This is a genomic window from Actinoplanes italicus (assembly GCF_003001815.1).
Classification (GTDB): Bacteria; Actinomycetota; Actinomycetes; order Mycobacteriales; family Micromonosporaceae; genus Actinoplanes; species Actinoplanes italicus.
This window is the reverse complement of sequence record NZ_PVMZ01000007.1, coordinates 146017-164417: the sequence shown is the minus strand read 5'-3', so window position 1 is coordinate 164417 and position 18401 is coordinate 146017. Positions and strand designations below refer to the sequence as shown.

General features: G+C 71.4%; 16 protein-coding genes. 13 read left to right on the top strand and 3 right to left on the bottom strand.

Annotated elements, in window-relative coordinates; all coding sequences use genetic code 11:
- Nucleotide 1: 1 nt before the first annotated feature.
- On the bottom strand, nt 2-1540 hold the full coding sequence (locus tag CLV67_RS18855; protein WP_106320091.1) for a GGDEF domain-containing protein: 1539 nt from the start codon (nt 1538-1540) through the stop codon (nt 2-4).
- Between the two features lie 67 nt (nt 1541-1607).
- Between CLV67_RS18855 and glgA the strand changes: the two genes are divergently transcribed.
- Nucleotides 1608-2825 carry a glycogen synthase gene (glgA, locus tag CLV67_RS18850; RefSeq protein WP_239166399.1) on the top strand — a complete coding sequence of 406 codons (1218 nt, stop codon included), beginning with the start codon at nt 1608-1610 and terminating at the stop codon, nt 2823-2825.
- Nucleotides 2822-4438: a glycoside hydrolase family 10-like protein gene (locus CLV67_RS18845; RefSeq protein WP_239166398.1), complete on the top strand. Its 1617-nt coding sequence runs from the start codon at nt 2822-2824 to the stop codon at nt 4436-4438. The genes glgA and CLV67_RS18845 overlap by 4 nt, the downstream gene beginning before the upstream one ends.
- A gap of 66 nt (nt 4439-4504) precedes the next feature.
- Here the strand turns inward: CLV67_RS18845 and CLV67_RS18840 are convergent, their stop codons facing one another.
- Nucleotides 4505-6127 carry an ABC-F family ATP-binding cassette domain-containing protein gene (locus tag CLV67_RS18840; protein WP_106320089.1) on the bottom strand — a complete coding sequence of 541 codons (1623 nt, stop codon included), beginning with the start codon at nt 6125-6127 and terminating at the stop codon, nt 4505-4507.
- Between the two features lie 56 nt (nt 6128-6183).
- Here CLV67_RS18840 and CLV67_RS18835 point away from each other — a divergent pair, with 56 nt between their 5' ends.
- On the top strand, nt 6184-7971 hold the full coding sequence (locus tag CLV67_RS18835) for a Xaa-Pro dipeptidyl-peptidase (RefSeq protein ID WP_106320087.1): 1788 nt from the start codon (nt 6184-6186) through the stop codon (nt 7969-7971).
- Between the two features lie 33 nt (nt 7972-8004).
- Here the strand turns inward: CLV67_RS18835 and CLV67_RS18830 are convergent, their stop codons facing one another.
- Nucleotides 8005-8850: a PhzF family phenazine biosynthesis protein gene (locus CLV67_RS18830; RefSeq protein WP_106320085.1), complete on the bottom strand. Its 846-nt coding sequence runs from the start codon at nt 8848-8850 to the stop codon at nt 8005-8007.
- A gap of 113 nt (nt 8851-8963) precedes the next feature.
- Between CLV67_RS18830 and CLV67_RS18825 the strand changes: the two genes are divergently transcribed.
- The 10 genes from CLV67_RS18825 to CLV67_RS18780 all read left to right on the top strand — a co-directional run bounded on the left by CLV67_RS18825 (nt 8964) and on the right by CLV67_RS18780 (nt 18346).
- A complete protein-coding gene (locus CLV67_RS18825) occupies nt 8964-10388 on the top strand; it encodes a sigma 54-interacting transcriptional regulator (protein ID WP_106320083.1) in 1425 nt (474 codons plus the stop codon).
- Nucleotides 10389-10394: 6 nt separating this feature from the next.
- Nucleotides 10395-12362, top strand: a complete 1968-nt coding sequence (locus tag CLV67_RS18820) for a vWA domain-containing protein (protein ID WP_106320081.1) — start codon at nt 10395-10397, stop codon at nt 12360-12362.
- 201 nt (nt 12363-12563) lie between these two features.
- Nucleotides 12564-13166 (top strand): cardiolipin synthase ClsA, encoded by a 603-nt coding sequence (gene clsA, locus CLV67_RS18815; RefSeq protein ID WP_106320079.1) that lies wholly within the window; start codon nt 12564-12566, stop codon nt 13164-13166.
- Nucleotides 13163-14131, top strand: coding sequence for a DUF881 domain-containing protein (locus CLV67_RS18810; RefSeq protein ID WP_239166397.1), 969 nt, complete (start codon nt 13163-13165; stop codon nt 14129-14131). The genes clsA and CLV67_RS18810 overlap by 4 nt, the downstream gene beginning before the upstream one ends.
- On the top strand, nt 14128-14460 hold the full coding sequence (locus tag CLV67_RS18805) for a small basic family protein (RefSeq protein ID WP_106320077.1): 333 nt from the start codon (nt 14128-14130) through the stop codon (nt 14458-14460). Before CLV67_RS18810 ends, CLV67_RS18805 begins: the two co-directional genes overlap by 4 nt.
- 426 nt (nt 14461-14886) lie before the next feature.
- Nucleotides 14887-15990: a DUF881 domain-containing protein gene (locus CLV67_RS18800; protein WP_106320075.1), complete on the top strand. Its 1104-nt coding sequence runs from the start codon at nt 14887-14889 to the stop codon at nt 15988-15990.
- Nucleotides 15991-16005: 15 nt separating this feature from the next.
- On the top strand, nt 16006-16386 hold the full coding sequence (gene gcvH, locus CLV67_RS18795) for a glycine cleavage system protein GcvH (RefSeq protein ID WP_106320073.1): 381 nt from the start codon (nt 16006-16008) through the stop codon (nt 16384-16386).
- Between the two features lie 209 nt (nt 16387-16595).
- Nucleotides 16596-17045 carry an oxoglutarate dehydrogenase inhibitor Odhl gene (gene odhI / locus CLV67_RS18790; protein ID WP_106320071.1) on the top strand — a complete coding sequence of 150 codons (450 nt, stop codon included), beginning with the start codon at nt 16596-16598 and terminating at the stop codon, nt 17043-17045.
- Between the two features lie 68 nt (nt 17046-17113).
- The gene (ftsR, locus tag CLV67_RS18785; protein WP_106320069.1) at nt 17114-17782 is read left to right on the top strand and encodes a transcriptional regulator FtsR; all 669 of its coding nucleotides are present in this window, start codon (nt 17114-17116) and stop codon (nt 17780-17782) included.
- 99 nt (nt 17783-17881) lie between these two features.
- Complete coding sequence (locus CLV67_RS18780) at nt 17882-18346, top strand: bifunctional nuclease family protein (RefSeq protein ID WP_092540989.1); 465 nt, start codon at nt 17882-17884, stop codon at nt 18344-18346.
- The last annotated feature ends 55 nt before the right edge of the window (nt 18347-18401 follow it).

Sequence of the window (18401 nt, the reverse complement as noted above, 5' to 3'; positions counted from 1 at the left end):
GTCACCTCGCGCCGGTTGCGGCGCGGGTGCCGCGCTGGTCGGGTTCGGTTGCGTGGACGCGGTAGCACCCACGGCCGGCCGCCTTCGCGGCATAGAGCGAGATGTCGGCGTCGTGCAGCGCGGCGGCGACCGAGCCGACCCGGTCGAGATCGAGCAGGCCGATGCTCGCCGACACCGTCACCGGGTGTCCCGCGATCTCGCGGGTCAGACCGGCCACCCGCAGCAGGGCGTCCGCGCGCTCACGGGGCTCGTCGCCGGACAGCGGCGGCAGCACCACCGCGAACTCGTCCCCGCCGAGCCGGGCGACGAGGCCGTCCGGCACCATCGCGCGGAAGTCCGCGCCGAGCCGCACCAGGAGCTCGTCACCGGCAGGGTGCCCGAGGGTGTCGTTGACCGGTTTGAAGCCGTCCAGGTCGATCAGGAACAGCCAGCCACGCGCGCCGGGCGGGCGCTCCACGGCGGTCTCCAGTTCCGCCGTGAGGGCGGCCCGGTTGCTCAGCCCGGTGAGCGAGTCGTGGGTGGCCCGGTGTTCCAGGGCGGCCCGGAGCGCCTCCTGGCCCTGCAGCGCCGAGTCGAGTGCCTCGGCCCGCTGCTGGGCGAGCTTGCCGAGGACACCCATCCGGAGCACCAGCAGGCAGGACAGCAGGACCGAGATGACCAGCGGAGCCGTACCCGCGCCGGCCGTCCCGACCGGGCAGGCCACCGCGAGCAGGACGAACACGACCAGCCGGACCTGCGACACGCTGCCCCGGCCCGGCAGCGGCCGGGCGGCACTGCCCGCGGTCGGGTGCAGCACCCCGGACGCGATCAGCACGGCGCCGGAGAGCCACAGCAGGTCCTGGATCCCCGACGACGGCACGCCGGCCAGGGTGCCGGGCGGCCAGCCGTACGCGGACGAACCGGACAGACTGAGGATGTAGGAGACGTCGCCGGCGATCTGGACCACGGAGCCGCCGATCACCGCCCGTTCGGCCGGGCTGCGCCGTCCGGGGATCAGGACCACCATCCCGGCCAGCGAGATCCGGATCAGGTCGAGGATCTCGTAGGTGCCGAAGAGCAGCAGCGAGCCGGGCTCTCCGGCGAACTTCACCAGGAACGGCTCGGTGGCGAAACTCCAGGTCACGCCGGTCATACCGACGAAGACGATGAGACCGTCGAGCGCGTCGGCGCGGCGCTGTGCGATCGGGGTGTGCCGGGCCGCGAGGAACAGCAGGGTCGTCGCGGACAGCACGAACGCGAGGTAGAAGAGCGGATCGGCGACGTCGTGGGTGGGGATGGCGGGTTTCACAGCGCCGCCGAGCCCGAGCCGCCACCAGGCCTGGGCGGCCGCGTGGAGGGCCAATCCGGCGGCGGCGATCCACCAGAGCAGGGGTTGCTCGGGGCGGCGCCACCACAGCCCGGCGACGAGCGCCAGGGGTGCGGCCCACTGGACGACGGTGACACCGATGCCCGACCCTCCGCCGGCGAACGACGAGGTGGCCGCCGCCGCGAGGCCCAGCAGCAGGCTCCAGAGCCAGAGGCGGCCGCCTGACGATGTCACGCATCGTTTATCGTCCGGTCGGGGCACGACTTGAAGGTCGGGCGGCGGCGCCGACTATCCTGCCAGGGTGGCCGATGCTGATGTACGCCGTGACCAGGTGCGGATCGATCTGATCTCCCGGGAGTATCCGCCGGAGGTGTACGGCGGCGCCGGTGTCCACCTCGAATACCTCGCCCGCGACCTGCGCGGGCTCGCCGACGTGCGGGTGCACTGCTTCGGCGCGCCACGCGACGAACCGGGCGTCACGGCCTATCCCGAGCCCGCCGAGCTGGCCGGGGCGAACGCCGCCCTGCGCACCATGGGGGTGAACCTGGCGATCGCCCAGGGCTGTGCGGGCGCCGACGTTGTGCACAGCCATACCTGGTACGCGAACTTCGCCGGGCACACCGCCAAGCTGCTGCACGGCGTCCCGCACGTGCTGACCACGCACAGCCTGGAGCCGCTGCGCCCGTGGAAGGCCGAGCAGCTCGGCGGCGGCTACGCGCTCTCGTCGTTCTGCGAGCGGACCGCGATCGTGAACGCCGACGCGATCATCGCGGTGTCGGGCGGGATGCGGCGGGACGTGCTCAAGGCGTACCCCTCGGTCGATCCGGACAAGATCCACGTGGTCTACAACGGCATCGACACCGATCTTTACACCCCCGATTCCGGTACGGACGTGACCGACCGGCTCGGCATCGACCGCAACCGGCCCAGCGTCGTCTTCGTCGGGCGGATCACCCGGCAGAAGGGCCTGCCGTATCTGATGCGGGCCTGCCGCGAGCTGCCCGCTGAGGCGCAGATCATCCTGCTCGCCGGTGCCCCGGACACTCCGGAGATCGCCGCCGAGGTGGCCGAGCTGGCCCGTGAGCTTCGCGGCGTGCGGGATGCGAAGGGCGTGATCTGGGTGCAGGAGATGCTGCCCAAGCAGGAGGTCATCCAGGTCCTCACGCACGCCACCGTCTTCGTCTGCCCGTCGATCTACGAGCCGATGGGCATCGTCAACCTGGAGGCGATGGCCTGCGAGACCGCGGTGGTCGCCACCGCGACCGGCGGCATCCCCGAGGTCGTCGCGGACGGCGAGACCGGTCTGCTGGTGCCGATCGAGCAGGTCGAGGACGGTACGGGCACGCCCGTCGACCCGGAGCGGTTCGTCGCCGACCTGGCCGCGACCCTGACCCGCGTGCTGAACGACCCGCAGCTGGCCGAGCGGATGGGCAGGGCCGGACGTCGCCGCGCTGTGGAGAGGTTCAGCTGGTCACGGATCGCCGAGGACACTCTCGAGATCTACCGGTCGGTGCTGTGAGTCTGCTGCGCCGGCCGCCGGCGCGGGTGGCGATGCTGCTGGCGGCGGTCCTGTTCGCGGTGGCGGTGCTGGGACTCGGCCTGTTGCGGGCCGCGTTCTACGAGCCACCGGCGCGCAGCGGCGGCACCGTGGCGGTGGCCGACGCGCCGACGCAGACGGTGGCCGGCCGGTGCGGTGCGGTGCCGGTGACGGCGCCACGGGAGCTGCGCGGCATGTGGCTCACCACGGTCTACAACATCGACTTCCCGAGCCGTCCGGGGCTGTCGCAGGAGCAGGTCCGCTCCGAGTATCTGCGGTGGGTCGACCTGGCCGTCGCGCAGAACCACAACGCGATCTTCGTGCACGTACGCCCGAGCGGCGACGCCTTCTGGAAGTCCGACTTCGCCCCGTGGTCGAACTGGCTGACCGGCAGGCTCGACGGCACGGACCCCGGCTGGGACCCGATGGCGTTCATGGTCGACGAGGCCCACAAGCGCAACCTGGAGTTCCACGCCTGGTTCAACCCGTACCGGGGGACCCAGTTCGCCCCGTCCGGCGCCGGAACGGACCTGACCAAGCTGCCCGCGAACCATCCGCTGGTGGTGCACCCGCAGTGGCGGATCGCCCACCCGGCGGGGCCCAAGGGCCGCTTCTACTACGACCCGGGCAACCCGGAGGCGCGCAAGTTCGTCGAGGACGCGATGCTGGAGGCGGTCGTCAAGTACGACGTCGACGGCGTCCACTTCGACGACTTCTTCTACCCGTACCCCGGCGACGGCAAGGGCGAGGACTTCCCCGACGACGCCTCGTACGCGAAGTACGGCGCCGGGAAGAGCCGTGCCGACTGGCGCCGGGAGAACGTCAACGCCCTGGTCCGCGAGATGCGGCAGCGGATCGCCGAGACCAAGCCGTGGGTGAAGTTCGGGATCAGCCCGTTCGGGATCTGGCGCAACGGCGGCGAGGGCTCCGACACCAAGGGTCTGGAGAGCTACAGCGCGATCTACGCCGACACCCGCACCTGGGTGCGCGAACGCTGGCTCGACTACATCGTGCCGCAGCTGTACTGGACCATCGGGTTCGACAAGGCCGACTACGCCAAGGTGCTGCCCTGGTGGTCGAAAACGGTCAAGGGCACCGGCGTGCAGCTCTACATCGGCATGGCCGACTACCGGGTCGGCGAGAAGGGCGACTGGAGCGATCCGGCACAGCTCGACAGGCAGATGGCCCTGAACGACAAGTACGGCGTCCAGGGACAGGTCCACTACAACGCCAAGCAGGTCCGCGCCGACCGGCTCGGTTCGGTCACCCGATACCGGGCGAAGCACTACGCGACGCCGGCGCTCCTGCCGCGGATCGCGCGGCTCCCGGCGGCACCTCCCGCCGCGCCGCGGATCACCGCGGCGACCAGGTCCGACGGTGGTGCGGTCACCCTCACGGTCACCGGGGGCGACGGCACGAGCTGGGCCCTTTACCGTACGGACTCCGACACCGGCACCCTGGTGGCGACGGGCCGGGCCGGCAGCCCGGTGGTCGACCGCAAGCCTCCGGCGGGCCCGGCCACCTACTGTGTCAGCGGCCTGGACCGGTCGGCCAACGAAGGCCCGCTGAGCAGCCCGTTCACCACCGCGAGCTGAGCCGTCGGGAGCTGAGCGGTCCGGAGCTGGGCCGTCGGGAGCTGGGCCGTCGGGAGCTGGGCCCGGTCAGCCGGTGACCTTGCCGGCGGCGACCTCGACGTGCCGGTCGGTCGCGACCGCCTCCAGCATCCGGCGGTCGTGGGTGACCAGCAGCAGCGTGCCGGTGTAACCCGCCAGCGCCGACTCCAGCTGCTCGATCGCCGGCAGGTCGAGGTGGTTGGTCGGCTCGTCGAGCACCAGCAGGTTGACCCCGCGCGCCTGCAGCAGGGCCAGCGCGGCGCGGGTGCGTTCGCCGGGGGAGAGGGTCGCGGCCGGGCGCAGCACGTGCGCGGACCTGAGCCCGAACTTGGCCAGCAACGTCCGCACGTCGGCGTCGTTCCAGTCGGGCACGGCCGCCCCGAACGCGCGGGACAGCGGCTCGTCGCCGAGGAACAGGCCGCGGGCCTGGTCGACCTCGCCGACCACCACACCCGGCCCCAGGTGCTGCGCGCCCGACTCGAGGCCGATCCGGCCGAGCAGTGCCGCGAGCAGGGTGGACTTGCCGGAACCGTTGGCGCCGGTGATCGCCACCCGGTCGGCCCAGTCGATCTGCAGCGTGACCGGGCCGAGCGTGAAGTCGCCGCGGCGGACCACGGCGTCGCGCAGCGTGGCCACGACGGCGCCGGCGCGGGGCGCGACGGCGATCTCCATCCGCAGGTCCCACTCCTTGCGCGGCTCCTCGACCACATCGAGGCGCTCGATCATCCGCTCGGTCTGCCTGGCCTTGGCGGCCTGCTTCTCGCTGGCGTCGGCCCGGAACGCCTTCGCGTTCTTGTCGTTGTCGGGCGCCTTGCGGCGGGCGTTGCGCACACCCTTGTCCGCCCAGCCGCGCTGCATGCGGGCGCGTTCCAGCAGATCGTCCTTCTTGTCGGCGTACTCCTCGAACTGGTCGCGCGCGTGCTGCCGGGCCCGCTCGCGCTCGCGCAGATAGGAGTCGTAGCCGCCGCCGAACAGGTTGATCTGGTTCTGCGCCAGGTCGAGTTCGAGGACCTTGGTGACGGTGCGGGTGAGGAACTCGCGGTCGTGGCTGACCACCACGGCACCGGCGCGCAGCCCGGCCACGAACGCCTCGAGACGGGCCAGCCCGTCCAGGTCGAGGTCGTTGGTGGGCTCGTCGAGCAGGTAGACGTCATAGCGGCTGAGCAGCAGCGACGCCATCCCGGCGCGGGCCGCCTGCCCGCCGGAGAGCGCGGTCATCGGCAGGTCCAGGTCGAACCCGAGGTCGGCCTCGGCGATCCGCTCGTCGAGGTCGGCACCACCCAGGTCGAGCCAGCGGTCGAGAGCCGCCGCATACCGGTCGTCGGCCCCCGCCTCGCCCTCGGCCAGGGCGACCGCGGCCGCGTCCATCGCCTCCTGCGCGGCGGTCACCCCGGTCCGCCGGCCGAGGAAGCCGCGCACGGTCTCACCGGCGCGGCGCTCCCGCTCCTGCGGCAGATATCCGACGTTGGCGGTGGGCGGGCTCAGCGAGACGCTTCCGCTCTCCGTGGCGATCAAACCGGCGAGGGTACGCAGAAGCGTCGTCTTACCCGCTCCGTTGACCCCGACCAGGCCGATCACGTCACCCGGCGCGACGACGAGGTCGAGTCCGGTGAAGAGGGTGCGGTCCCCGTGTCCCGCCGCGAGTTCCCGGGCGATCAGTGTGGCGCTCATCAGGGGTGAGTTTAGGCGTACCCCCTGGCATCGAAGTTTGGCGATACGGTGTGCCGATGCGACTGCTTGCCAGGAGTCTCGCCGTGCTCCTCGTCCTCGCCGGACCGGTGGTGACGGCCGCCGATCCGGCCCGCGCCACGACCGGCGGTACCCAGCCCGTCCACGACTACGCCAGCGCCGTCCGGGAACAGGTCTGGGTGCAGACCCCGGTCGACAGCGACTCCGACGGGAGACCGGACCGGGTCGCCGTGCGGATCATCCGGCCCGCCACCACAGCGAAGGTGCCGGTCATCTTCCAGCCGAGCCCGTACTACGCGGGCCTCAACGACATCCCGAACCACGACGACGTCGACCGGGACGGCAGCGTCTCCGCGCTCTCCCCGCAGGCCGTGAACCGCGCCGAGACGATCACCTTCGCCGGATACCTCGACAACTACTTCGTGCCCCGCGGGTACGCCGTCATCTTCGCCGACAGCCTCGGCAGCGGCGGCTCCGACGGCTGCCCCACCTCGGGCGGCCGCAACGAGACCCTCGGCATGAAGGCCGTCATCGACTGGCTCAACGGACGGGCGCCGGGCTTCGACGCCGCCGGGGCACCCGTGAAGGCGGGCTGGTCGACCGGGCGTACCGGCATGATCGGTGTCTCCTACAACGGCACCCTCCCGAACGCCGTCGCCTCCACCGGCGTGCGCGGTCTGGAGACGATCGTGCCGATCGCGGCGATCAGCAGCTGGTACGACTATTACAGGGCCGACGGTGGGGTCGTGGCGCCCGGAGGCTTCCAGGGCGAGGACACCGACATCCTGGCAAAGGCGGTCCTGACCAGGGCGAATCCCGAGGTCTGCGCCGATGTCATGGCTGACCTGGAACGCGAGCAGGACCGGGAGACCGGCGACTACAGCAGGTACTGGGCCGAACGCGACTACCTGCGCGACGCCCACAAGGTGCGGGCCAGCGTGCTGCTGGTGCACGGGCTGCACGACTTCAACGTGCGCACCGGGCAGGCCGGCCAGTGGTGGGACGCCCTCGGGAAGAACCACGTGCCCCGCAAGATCTGGCTGCACCAGGCCGGGCACACCGACCCGTTCAACATCCGCCGCGACGCGTGGCTGTCGACCCTGCACCGCTGGTTCGACCAGTGGCTCTACCGGATCGACACCGGGATCATGCGGGAGCCGGTCGCCGACGTCGAGACCGCCCCGAACCAGTGGACGACGTCACGATCCTGGCCCCTGAAGGGCCGCGACACGACGGTCCGGCTGGGCGGCGGGGCCCGGCAGACGTTCATCGACGACACGTCGCGGACCGCCGAGTCGCTGGCCGCCGCGCCCGAGACCGCCGACCCGAACCGGTTCGTGCACCTCAGCGCGCCGCTGACGAAGGACGTCCGGCTCTCCGGCACGCCCGAGGTCACGGTCCGCGCCGACGTCACGGGTGACTCGCCGTACCTGACCGCTCTGCTCGTCGACTACGGGACCGCAGACCGGTTCGTGCGCACCCGGACACTCGCCGAGCAGGACTGCGTCGGGCCCGGCATCGAGGGCGACCCCGGCTGCTTCGCCAAGCGGGAGTACGTGACGGCGGCCTCCGACTACGAGATCGTCACCCGTGGCTGGATCGACGTGCGCAACCGGCTCTCCCCGGCACGGACCACGCCGATCGAGGCCGGGAAGCCGTACACGTTCCGGTGGGATCTGCAGAGCACCGACCACGTGTTCGCGGCCGGTCACCGGATCGGCGTGGTACTGATCGCCACCGACCGCGACCACACGCTGCGCTACCCGTCCGGCACCGTGGTGGGCGTCCAGCCGGGCGCGTCGTCGATCGAGCTGCGCCTCAGCTGATCTCCACCGCGGCGCCGCTCACCTGGACCCCGGTCACGGCGTCGTCGTCGGAGCTCCGCCTCGGCTGATCTCCACCGCGGCGCCGCTCACCTGGACCCCGGTCACGCCGGGGTCCAGGCGGACGGTGATCCGGCTCGGCCGTCCCAGGTCGTCGCCCTGCCGCAGCTCGATCGTGGCGTCCGCGGCGACCAGTCCCAGCTCACGCAGGTAACCACCGAGGGCCGCGGCGGCCGCGCCGGTCGCCGGGTCCTCGTACACCCCGCCGACCGGGAACGGGTTGCGCACGTCGAACGAACCCGCCGGGTCGCGGAACACCAGCTGTACCGTGGTCCAGTCACGCGCCGTCATCAGCGCCTTCAACGCCGGCACGTCGTAGTCCAGGTCGGCGAGGCGCTCGCGGCTGCTCACGGCGATGATCGGATGGTACGCCCCGGCGTACGCGACCCGCGGCGGCAGTAGTGGGTCGAGGTCGCCCGCGTCCCAGCGCAGCGCAGCCAGCAGATCGGCCAGGTCCGCGTCGCCGAGCTCGGCGATCTTCGGGTCCACACTGGTCAGCGTGGCCCGCCCGGCGTCGTCGACGAGCACCGGCACGTCACCCGCGTTGGTCGCGAAGACATGTCGTCCCGGGCCCAGCGCGACCGCTGTCGCGACGGTGGCGTGCCCGCAGAACGGCACTTCGGCGAGCGGGCTGAAGTACCGCACCCGGAACCGGTCACCGTCACGGACGGTTACGAACGCCGTCTCCGAATAGCCGACGTCGGCCGCGATCGCCTGCATGGCGGCGTCGTCCAGGGTGCTCGCGTCGAGGACCACACCGGCCGGATTGCCGCCGGACGGGTCGAGCGTGAATGCGGCGTACCGCTGAATCTCGGTTGTCATGGGTTGGAGCGTGCCGCGCGGCACCTGCCGCAACCAGAGCCAATCCCGCGCGCCTGGATGTGTCGGCACGCACAGTCGATGTTTGTCATATCCGGAGGAGTACCGTTCTTGCGGTGACAGAGGCGACTACCGCGATCACGCCCACCCCACCCGCCGACCTGCCCCGCACCGTGGGGGAGCTGCGTGCCACCGGGCACGAGTTCCGCACGGTCAAGGAGGAGCTCCGCGACAACCTGCTGGCCCGGCTCGGCTCCGGCGAGCCCCGGTTTCCCGGCATCGTCGGCTACGAGGACACCGTTCTGCCCGAGGTCGAGCGGGCGCTGCTCGCCGGCCACGACATGGTGCTGCTCGGTGAACGCGGCCAGGGAAAGACCCGGCTGATCCGGGCCCTCGTCGGCCTGCTCGACGAGTGGACGCCCTACATCGCCGGCTCCGAGCTGCACGAACATCCGTACCATCCGCTCACCCCCGCGGCCCGCCGGCTGGCCGCGGAGGCCGGTGACCTGCTCCCGATCGCCTGGCTGCACCGCTCCGAGCGGTACGGCGAGAAGCTCGCCACCCCGGACACCAGCGTCGGTGACCTGATCGGCGACGTCGACCCGATCAAGGTGGCCGAGGGCCGTGCCCTGGGCGACCCGGAGACCATCCACTTCGGCCTCGTGCCGCGCACCAACCGGGGCGTCTTCGCCGTCAACGAGCTGCCCGACCTCGCCGAGCGCATCCAGGTGTCGCTGCTCAACGTGCTGGAGGAACGCGACATCCAGGTCCGCGGTTACCAGTTGCGGCTGCCGCTCGACCTGCTGCTCGTGGCGTCGGCCAATCCGGAGGACTACACCAACCGCGGCCGGATCATCACCCCGCTCAAGGACCGGTTCGGCGCCGAGATCCGCACCCACTACCCGCTCGACCTGGAGCTGGAGACCGCTCTGATCCGGCAGGAGGCGTCGCTCGTGGCGTCACTGCCCGAGCACCTGGTCGAGGTCCTCGCGCGGTACACCCGCGGCGTCCGCGAGTCGCCGTCGGTCGACTCCCGCTCCGGCGTGTCCGCCCGGTTCGCGATCGCCGCCGCCGAGACGGTGGCCGCGTCCGCGCTGCGCCGGGCCGGTCTGCGCGGCGAGCGTGAGGCCGTGGCCCGGGTCTGCGACACCGTGTCAGTCACCTCGACGCTGCGCGGCAAGGTCGAGTTCGAGAGCGGTGAGGAGGGCCGGGAGACCGAGATTCTCGGGCACCTGCTGCGGGTCGCCACCGCTGAGACGTTCCGGGCCCGGCTGTCCGGCCTCGACCTGTCCGGGTTCACCGACCTGGTCGCCGAGGGCGCGATCATCCAGACCGGCGACCTGGTCAGCGCCGAGGAGCTGCTCGGGCAGATCGGCACCGTCCCGGGCCTGGCCAAGGTCCTCGACCGGCTCGGCCTCGGCGACGCGCCCAGCCCCGGGCAGGCGGCGTCCGCCATCGAGTTCGTGCTGGAGGGCCTGCACCTGACCCGCCGGCTGGCCAAGGAACTGACCGACGACGGCCGCACCCTCTACGGGAGCTGAGATCTCATGAGCGGCAACGTCTTTCGATACGGGGCGTGGCGGGACGGGCCCGATCCGCTCGCGCCGCCCTACGACGTGCGCGCGGCCGTCGACGAGATGGGCGAGCGGGTCCTCGCCGGTGACAGCCTGCGCGACGCGCTGCGCGATCTGATCCGGCGGGGCCCGCGTGACGGGAGCGGGCTCGACGCCCTGCGCGAGCGCGCCCGCCGCCTGCGCCGCGACGCGCTGCGGCGGGGCAACCTCGACGGAGCCGTCACCAGGGCCCGGCAGATGCTCGACCAGGCTCTCGCGGCAGAGCGGGACGCGTTGACGGCCCGCGACGACGACGCGGCTCGTTTCAGCGAGGCGGTGCTCGACAACCTTCCACGGTCGGTGTCCCAGGCCGTGTCGGACCTGTCCGACTATCAGTGGGCCTCACCTGAAGCCCGGGACATCTACCAGCAGATCCTGGCCGGATTGCGGGAGGAGGTGGTCTCGCAGCGCTTCGCCGGGATGAAACAGGCGCTTCAGAACGGTGACATGTCTGAAGTGTCGGACATGGTGCAGGATCTGAACGAACTCCTCGGGCGGCACGCCCGTGGCGAGGACACCGATGACGCGTTCCGTGACTTCATGCAGAAGCACGGCCGCTTCTTCCCCGACAACCCGCGCAACGTCGACGAGCTGATCGACTCGCTGGCCCGGCAGGCCGCGGCCGCTGAGCGGCTGATGCGCTCGCTCAGCCCGCAGCAGCGCGAGGAGCTGCAGCAGCTGATGGCCCAGGCGCTCGGTGACGGTCCGCTCGCCGGGCAGCTCGCCGAGCTCACCGACAACCTGCGTTCGCTGCGCCCCAACCTGAACTGGGGCCGTGGTGAGCGGATGCGGGGCCCGGCCGACCTCGGCTACGGCGACGCCGCGTCGGCGCTCGGCGAGATCGCCGACCTCGACGAGCTGATCGACCAGCTCGGTCAGGAGCATCCCGGCGCGACCCTCGACGACGTCGACGTCGAGGCCGTCGAACGCCAGCTCGGCCGGGGCGCCGCCGACGACCTGCGCCGGCTGCGCGAGCTCGAACGCGAACTGCGCCGCCAGGGCTGGGTGCAGCGTGACGCCGACGGTCTGACCCTCTCGCCGAAAGCGCTGCGCCGGCTCGGTCAGACCGCCCTCTCCGCGATCTTCCGCGACATCGCCGGCAAACGCGGGCAGCACGACATGCGCGACGCGGGCGCCGCGGGCGATCTGATCGGATCGTCGCGCCGCTGGGAGTTCGGCGACGACCAGCCGCTCGACGTCGTCCGCACGATCGGCAACGCCGTCCGGCGGCGGGCGGCCGGCGGTCGCGGGGAGCTCCCGGTCCGTCTCGAGCCGGACGACTTCGAGGTCGCCGAGACCGAGCGCCGTGCCTCGGCGGCGGTCGCGCTCTGCGTCGACCTGTCCTACTCGATGTACGCCGACGGCCGCTGGGGCCCGATGAAGCAGACCGCCCTGGCCCTGTCGCACCTGGTCGCCACCAAGTACCCGCAGGACGCGCTGCAGATCATCGGATTCGGCCGGTACGCGCAGACGCTGTCCCAGGGTGAGCTGGCCGCCATCGAGCCAACCACGGAGAAGGGCACGAACCTGCAGCACGCCCTGAAACTGGCGTCCCGGCACGTGCGCAGGCACCCAGGGGCCGAACCCGTCGTGCTCGTCGTCACCGACGGCGAGCCCACCTCGCACCTGGAGGACGACGGCGAGGCGATCTTCTGGTGGCCTCCGCTGGCCGAGACGATCCAGGCGACGATCCGCGAGGTGGACCTGCTCACCAGGTTCGGCGCCACGCTGAACGTGTTCATGCTCGGCGAGGACCCGGGTCTGCGGCGCTTCGTCGGCGCCGTGGCCCACCGCAACGGCGGGCGGGTCTTCAGCCCCGAACCGGGCGAGCTGGGCCGCTACGTGATCGACGACTACGTCCGGGCCCGCCGGGGACGCGCCGCGCGCCGGGCCGCCAGTTAGCTCCGTACCCCGCCGCGCCTGCCGTCCCCGCGACAGGCACGGTGTGGCGGGCGTGACTGCGCGTCAGGCTGCGGGACGCGGATGGTTATAGTTGCTCCGCGACCGGGACGTATACGCACAGCCGCCACACCGGCAGCAGCCGATACCCGGCTCGCACACGAGCCGGGCGGGGGCCTCGGCCGAGGGGGAGAGGAAGTCGCGATGTCGCAGCAGCCTGCGCCGTCCATCGAGACCTCCGACCGGATCTGGACCATCCCCAACGCCATCAGCTTCCTGCGGCTGCTCGGGGTGCCCCTCTTCCTCTACCTCCTGCTCGGCGTGGAGAACGACGTCGGTGCGGTGATCGTGCTGATGGTCGGCGGGTCCACCGACTGGGTGGACGGTTACGTCGCCCGCAGGATGAACTCGGTGAGCCGCCTGGGCGAGCTGCTCGACCCGTTCGCTGACCGGCTCTACATCGTGGCGACGCTGATCGGGTTCACCGTGCGCGAGGTGATCCCGCTGTGGCTGACCGGGGCGCTGCTGCTGCGTGAGGCGGTGCTCGGCGTGGTGCTGCTCATCCTGCGCCGGCACGGCTACGGCCCGCCTCCCGTGCACTACGTCGGCAAGACCGGCACGTTCCTGCTGCTCGGCTCGTTCCCGCTCATCCTGCTGGCCAAGGCGGTGCCGTCGTTCGAGTGGTGGGCCGGGCCGGTGGGCTGGGGCCTGGCCTGGTGGGCGCTCGGGCTGTACTGGTGTGCGGCCGTTCTCTACATGGTCCAGGCGGCGCGGGTGCTCCGCGCCGACCGGGAGGCCTCGTCGTGATCCGCCCCGCTGCCGAGCCGGGCCTGCCCGAGCTCGACGGGCCGCCGGACCCGGACGGTGGTTCCGGGAAACGGACGTGGGGCCCCGACTTCCTGACCGCGCTGTTCCAGAACCCGCTCGACCCGGGTTACGCCGACGCCGCCGCGCGCCGGGCGAAGGAGGGGCCACGGGCCGGGCCGCGGCGGCTGATGGCCGGCGGCTCGGCCGCGCTGACCCTGGTGGTGATCGGGTTCCTGCTGGTGGTGGCCTATCGGCAGACGGTGGCCGAGGAACCGGCCCGCACCACGGCGCGGGAGTCGCTGATCGGCCAGGTGCACAACCGGCGGGCCGAGACCGAGGAGCTGCAGCGCCGGGCCGACGAGCTCGCCGACGAGGTGGCGGCGCTGCGTGACAGCGAGCTGGGCGGCGAGGCGGTGGCCCGCCTGCTCGAGCTGGAGGCGCTCACCGGGATGGCCCGGGTGCGGGGTTCCGGCGCGCGGATCACACTGACCGACGGGCCGACGTCGGTGGACGCGGTGACCGGGCAGCGTCGTACCGAGGCGCAGGTCAAGGACATCGACCTGCAGCTGGCGGCGAACGCGCTGTGGGAGGCCGGCGCCGAGGCCATCATGATCAACGGGCAGCGTCTGACCGCGACGTCGCGGATCCGGCAGGCCGGCGAGGCGATCCTGGTCGACATCCGGCCGGTCGGCTCGCCGTACGAGATCTCCGCGATCGGCCCCGACGACATGGCCGACGACTTCCGCAAGGGGTACGCCGGCCAGTTCTTCGAGACCCTGTCGGACCGGTTCGGGATCTCCTTCGAGGCCGCCCAGGCCGACGATCTGACCCTGGAGGCGGCGGCCGGCTTCAAGCTGCGCTCGGTGCAACCCAGCATCGCGCCGTCGGACTCCCCCTCGTCGAACGCTCCGTCCGGTGCGGGGTCGCCCGTGCCGGACACCTCAGTGACGGAAGGCGGCCGATGATCGCCGTACTCGCCCTGCTCGCCGGTGTCCTGCTGGGCATCCTGTTCGAGCCGTCCGTTCCGCCCGAGCTGGTGCCCTACCTGCCGATTGCGGTGGTGGCGGCGCTGGACGCGGTGTTCGGCGGGGTGCGCGCCAAGCTGGACGGCATCTTCGACGACAAGCAGTTCGTGGTGTCGTTCATCTCGAACGTTCTGGTCTCGGCACTGATCGTCTATGTGGGGGACCAGCTCGGCGTGGGCGGTCAGCTGTCGACCGGTGTCGTCGTCGTGCTGGGCGTGCGGATCTTCGGTAATGTCGCGGCGATCCGACGCCACCTCTTCCGGGCCTAGGGACGTGCGATGACCGACCCCGACGACAACGTCCGGTCCGGCGGCGAGGCCGCGGCGGCTCCCGGCACGCCTTCGGCCGCCACGCCCCCGGCGTCCGCGCTTCCGCCTGCCTCTCCCGCCGTTCCCGCGCTTCCGCCCGCTTCCTCCGCGTCCTCTGCCGGTCAGCCCTCCGCGGGTCCCGGTGCGAGCGTGCCGCGGCAGGCCGAGAAGGAGACGGCCGTCTCTCTTCCCGTGCCGGTCGAGGCCGATGAGGAGCCGACCGTCTCACTCGCCGACCGTGAGCCGGCCGTTCCCGGGCTGAAGTCTGACGATCGCGGGCCGGCCGCTCCCGGGTTGAAGTCTGACGATCGCGGGCCGGCCGCTCCCGGGAGGAGACCAGAAGAAAGTGAACCGCCTGTCTCCCGGCGGAGGCCTGACGATCGCCGGATGGCGGTATCCGAGCCTGACGACGAGCCGACCGTCTCGCTGGCCGGGCGGCCGCTGAACCCGCCGACGACGGTGAGTCCGCCGGCGGCGCTGACCCCGCCGGGGACCGTGAATCCGCCAGCGGCGCTGACCCCGCCGGGGACGGTGAATCCGCCGGCGGCGCTGACCCCGCCGGGGACGGTGAACCCGTCGGCCTCGGAGAGCCCTTCCACGGCGCTGAGTCCCCCGGCCCCGGTCGCCTCGCCCGCAGCGGGGGATCGACCAGACACCTCGGAGATCGGCGCCGCTCAGGGCGTACCAGAAGGTGATCTTGATCTCGGAAAGGGCGCACCGGAGGGTGCGGGGGAGACCTCGGACACGTCACCCGATCCGTCGATTTCCGTGCCGAAGGCGGAAAGTGATCTTGATCGCCCGGCCCGCCGGCGGCCCGCCCCGGCCGGGACGCTGATCTGGGTGCTCCTGGCGCTGCTCGGATTCACCCTGGTGGTGCAGCTGCGCAGCAACGACGCCGACGAGGGACTCTCGGCCATGCGGCAGGAGGACCTGGTCCGGATCCTGAGCGATCTGGAGGCCCAGGACAGCCGCCTGCTGGCCGAGATCCAGACCCTTGAGCAGAGCAAACAGCAGCTCAGCTCGGAGGTCGGCGGCAAGGAGGCGGCGCGGGCGGAGGCCGAGCGGCGCAGTCGGCAGCTGGGTCTGCTGGCCGGTACGGAGCGTGGCAGCGGGCCCGGCCTGGACATCACGCTGAGCGACGTGGATGCCTCCGACGTGCTGAACACGGTGCAGGAGCTGCGCGGTGCCGGCGGCGAGGTGATGCAGCTCAACGGTACGAACGGGACAGCCGTGCGAGTGGTCGCGTCGAGCTTCTTCGTGGACGCGTCCGGTGGCGGCATCATTGCTGACGGTGAGCAGCTGACCGGCCCGTTCCACCTTCTGGTGATCGGCCCAGCGGGCACGATGAGCACGGCGCTGCAGATCCCGGGCGGGGTGGTGGCGTCGGCGAAGAGTGACGGCGGTAGCGTGACCATGGACTCGCGTTCGCTGGTCGAAGTGACCGCGGTGCGTAAGGCGGCAGCCTTGCGGTACGCGCGTCCGGTGTCGTGATTAACGGAGGAAGCGTTGATTCCTGAGGATCTGCGGTACACCGCGGAGCACGAGTGGGTCGCCGGTGACGGCAGCGGGCCGGTGCGGGTGGGTATCACCCATTTCGCGCAGGATGCGCTGGGTGACATCGTCTACGTGCAACTGCCCGACGAGGGCACGGTCGTGCAGGCGGGTGACTCGCTCGGTGAGATCGAGTCGACCAAGAGCGTCTCGGAGATCTACGCGCCGATCTCCGGCACGGTGGTGGCCAGGAATGCCACGCTCACCGACGAGCCGGAGATCATCAACGGCGAGCCGTACGCGGCCGGGTGGCTGGTCGAGATCGCGCCGGACGACCCGGCGTCGGTGGCGGCTCTGCTGGACGCGGCGGCCTACCGGGCTCTGACCGAAAGCTGACGCGTCACCGGGTTTCATACCCGTCCATTCGTTCCCCGCGAGTCCGGTTGCTCAGCGATATTGGCGCTGACTAGGCTCGCGGAGCACACGAAGAACTGTTATTCCTTTGAAACCGATAGTCGTGCGTCGGGCCGAACTGGCCTCGGCGGGGCCGCAACGTCGCCAGCCTCGCCGGGAGGCGACGACCAACTGATCCGTGAGGTGGTCCGATGACGCGCCCAGACGACGAGTTCCCCCCGCTCGACGTCACGTCCACGCTGAACCTTGGCGCCCTTGACGAGGTGCTCGAGGGACCCGAGACGGACGTGGTTCCGAGCCGGGTGGCCGGCTCGCTCCCCCCGGGGATGGCTCTGCTGGTGGTGCGCCGTGGGCCCAACGCCGGGGCCCGCTTCCTCCTCGATCACGACGTGACGACCAGCGGCCGGCACCCGGACAGTGACATCTTCCTCGACGACGTGACGGTGTCGCGCCGCCACGCCGAGTTCCACCGCGACAACGGTGTCTTCACCGTCCGCGATGTCGGCTCGCTCAACGGTACGTACGTGAACCGGGAAAGGGTCGAATCCGCGACCCTCAGCAACGGCGACGAGGTCCAGATCGGCAAGTTCCGTCTGGTGTTCATCGCCGGTCCGCGGCCGGAGGGCGAGGGCCGGGCGTGACTCCGTCGGGGGCGGCAGCGCGTGATCCGGGGGCCTCGCGCCCTCAGGACGGGCGTGACAGTGCGCTGATGAGCATCGGGGAGGTGCTGGCCCATCTGCGCACCGAGTTCCCCGACACCACGATCTCGAAGTTGCGGTTCCTGGAGGCGGAGGGTCTGGTCGACCCGCAACGCACCGCCTCCGGGTACCGCAAGTACTCGTGGAACGACGTGGCACGGCTGCGGTTCGTGCTGACCGCCCAGCGCGATCAGTACCTCCCCTTGCGGGTGATCCGGGAGCAGCTGGACCGGATGGAGAAGGAGCCGGTCGTCCCTCAGCGGCCCACGCTGGTGGCGGTCGGCACCCAGCAGGCCAAGGACCCGGCCGACGCCCGCATCCCGAAGGCCGACCTGGTCGAGCGGACCGGGGTGGACGAGGCGCTGCTGGCCGAGCTGGAGCAGATCGGCCTGGTCACCGCGCGTCCGCCCGGCTGGTACGACGCCGATCAGGTGATCATCGTGGAGGCCGTGGTGGGTCTCACTCGATACGGTCTCGAGGTCCGTCACCTGCGGGCTTTCCGCAACGGCGCGGACCGCGAAGTGGGCCTGTTCACACAGCTGCTGGCGCCGATGGCGCGTCAGCACGACCCGGCGGCGCGGGCTCGTGCCGCCGAGACTGCGCGTGAGCTGCAGGCGCTCTCGCAGCGGTTGCACGCGGCACTGGTTCGTTCGGGTCTACGGGGTGAGTTGGGTCGCTGAAAGGCGATGCCGCGTGGATCGGACACCCCCGGTGTGCGTGTACCGTGCAGGTTAGGGCGGCTGCGGTGCGGCCGAGACAATAACGACACGGAGGCGGCGGTGCGTGAGCTGAGCGTGGTCGGGGTCCGGGTGGAGCTGCCCAGCAACCAGCCGATCGTGTTGCTGCGGGAGGTCGACGGCGACCGTTATCTCCCGATCTGGATCGGCGCGGTGGAGGCGACCGCGATCGCCTACGAGCAGCAGGGTGTCAAGCCGGCCCGTCCGCTGACCCACGACCTGTTGCGCGACATCCTGGCGGCGCTGAAGGCCCCGCTGAAGGCGGTCGAGATCACCGAGCTGAAGGACAACGTCTTCTACGCTGATCTGTTGATCGGTGACAATCTGCGGGTGTCGGCGCGGCCGAGTGACTCGATCGCGCTCGCGCTGCGTGTCGGCGCGCCGATCCGTTGCGCTGATCAAGTGCTCACCGAAGCGGGTATCGTCATCCCGGATGAGCAGGAGGACGAGGTCGAGAAGTTCCGTGAGTTCCTCGACCAGGTGCGTCCCGAAGACTTCGCCGGTTGACATGAACCGGGCGGCATCGACCGGCGCCGTTCGTCCGTGCGCGGCGTGTCGAGCG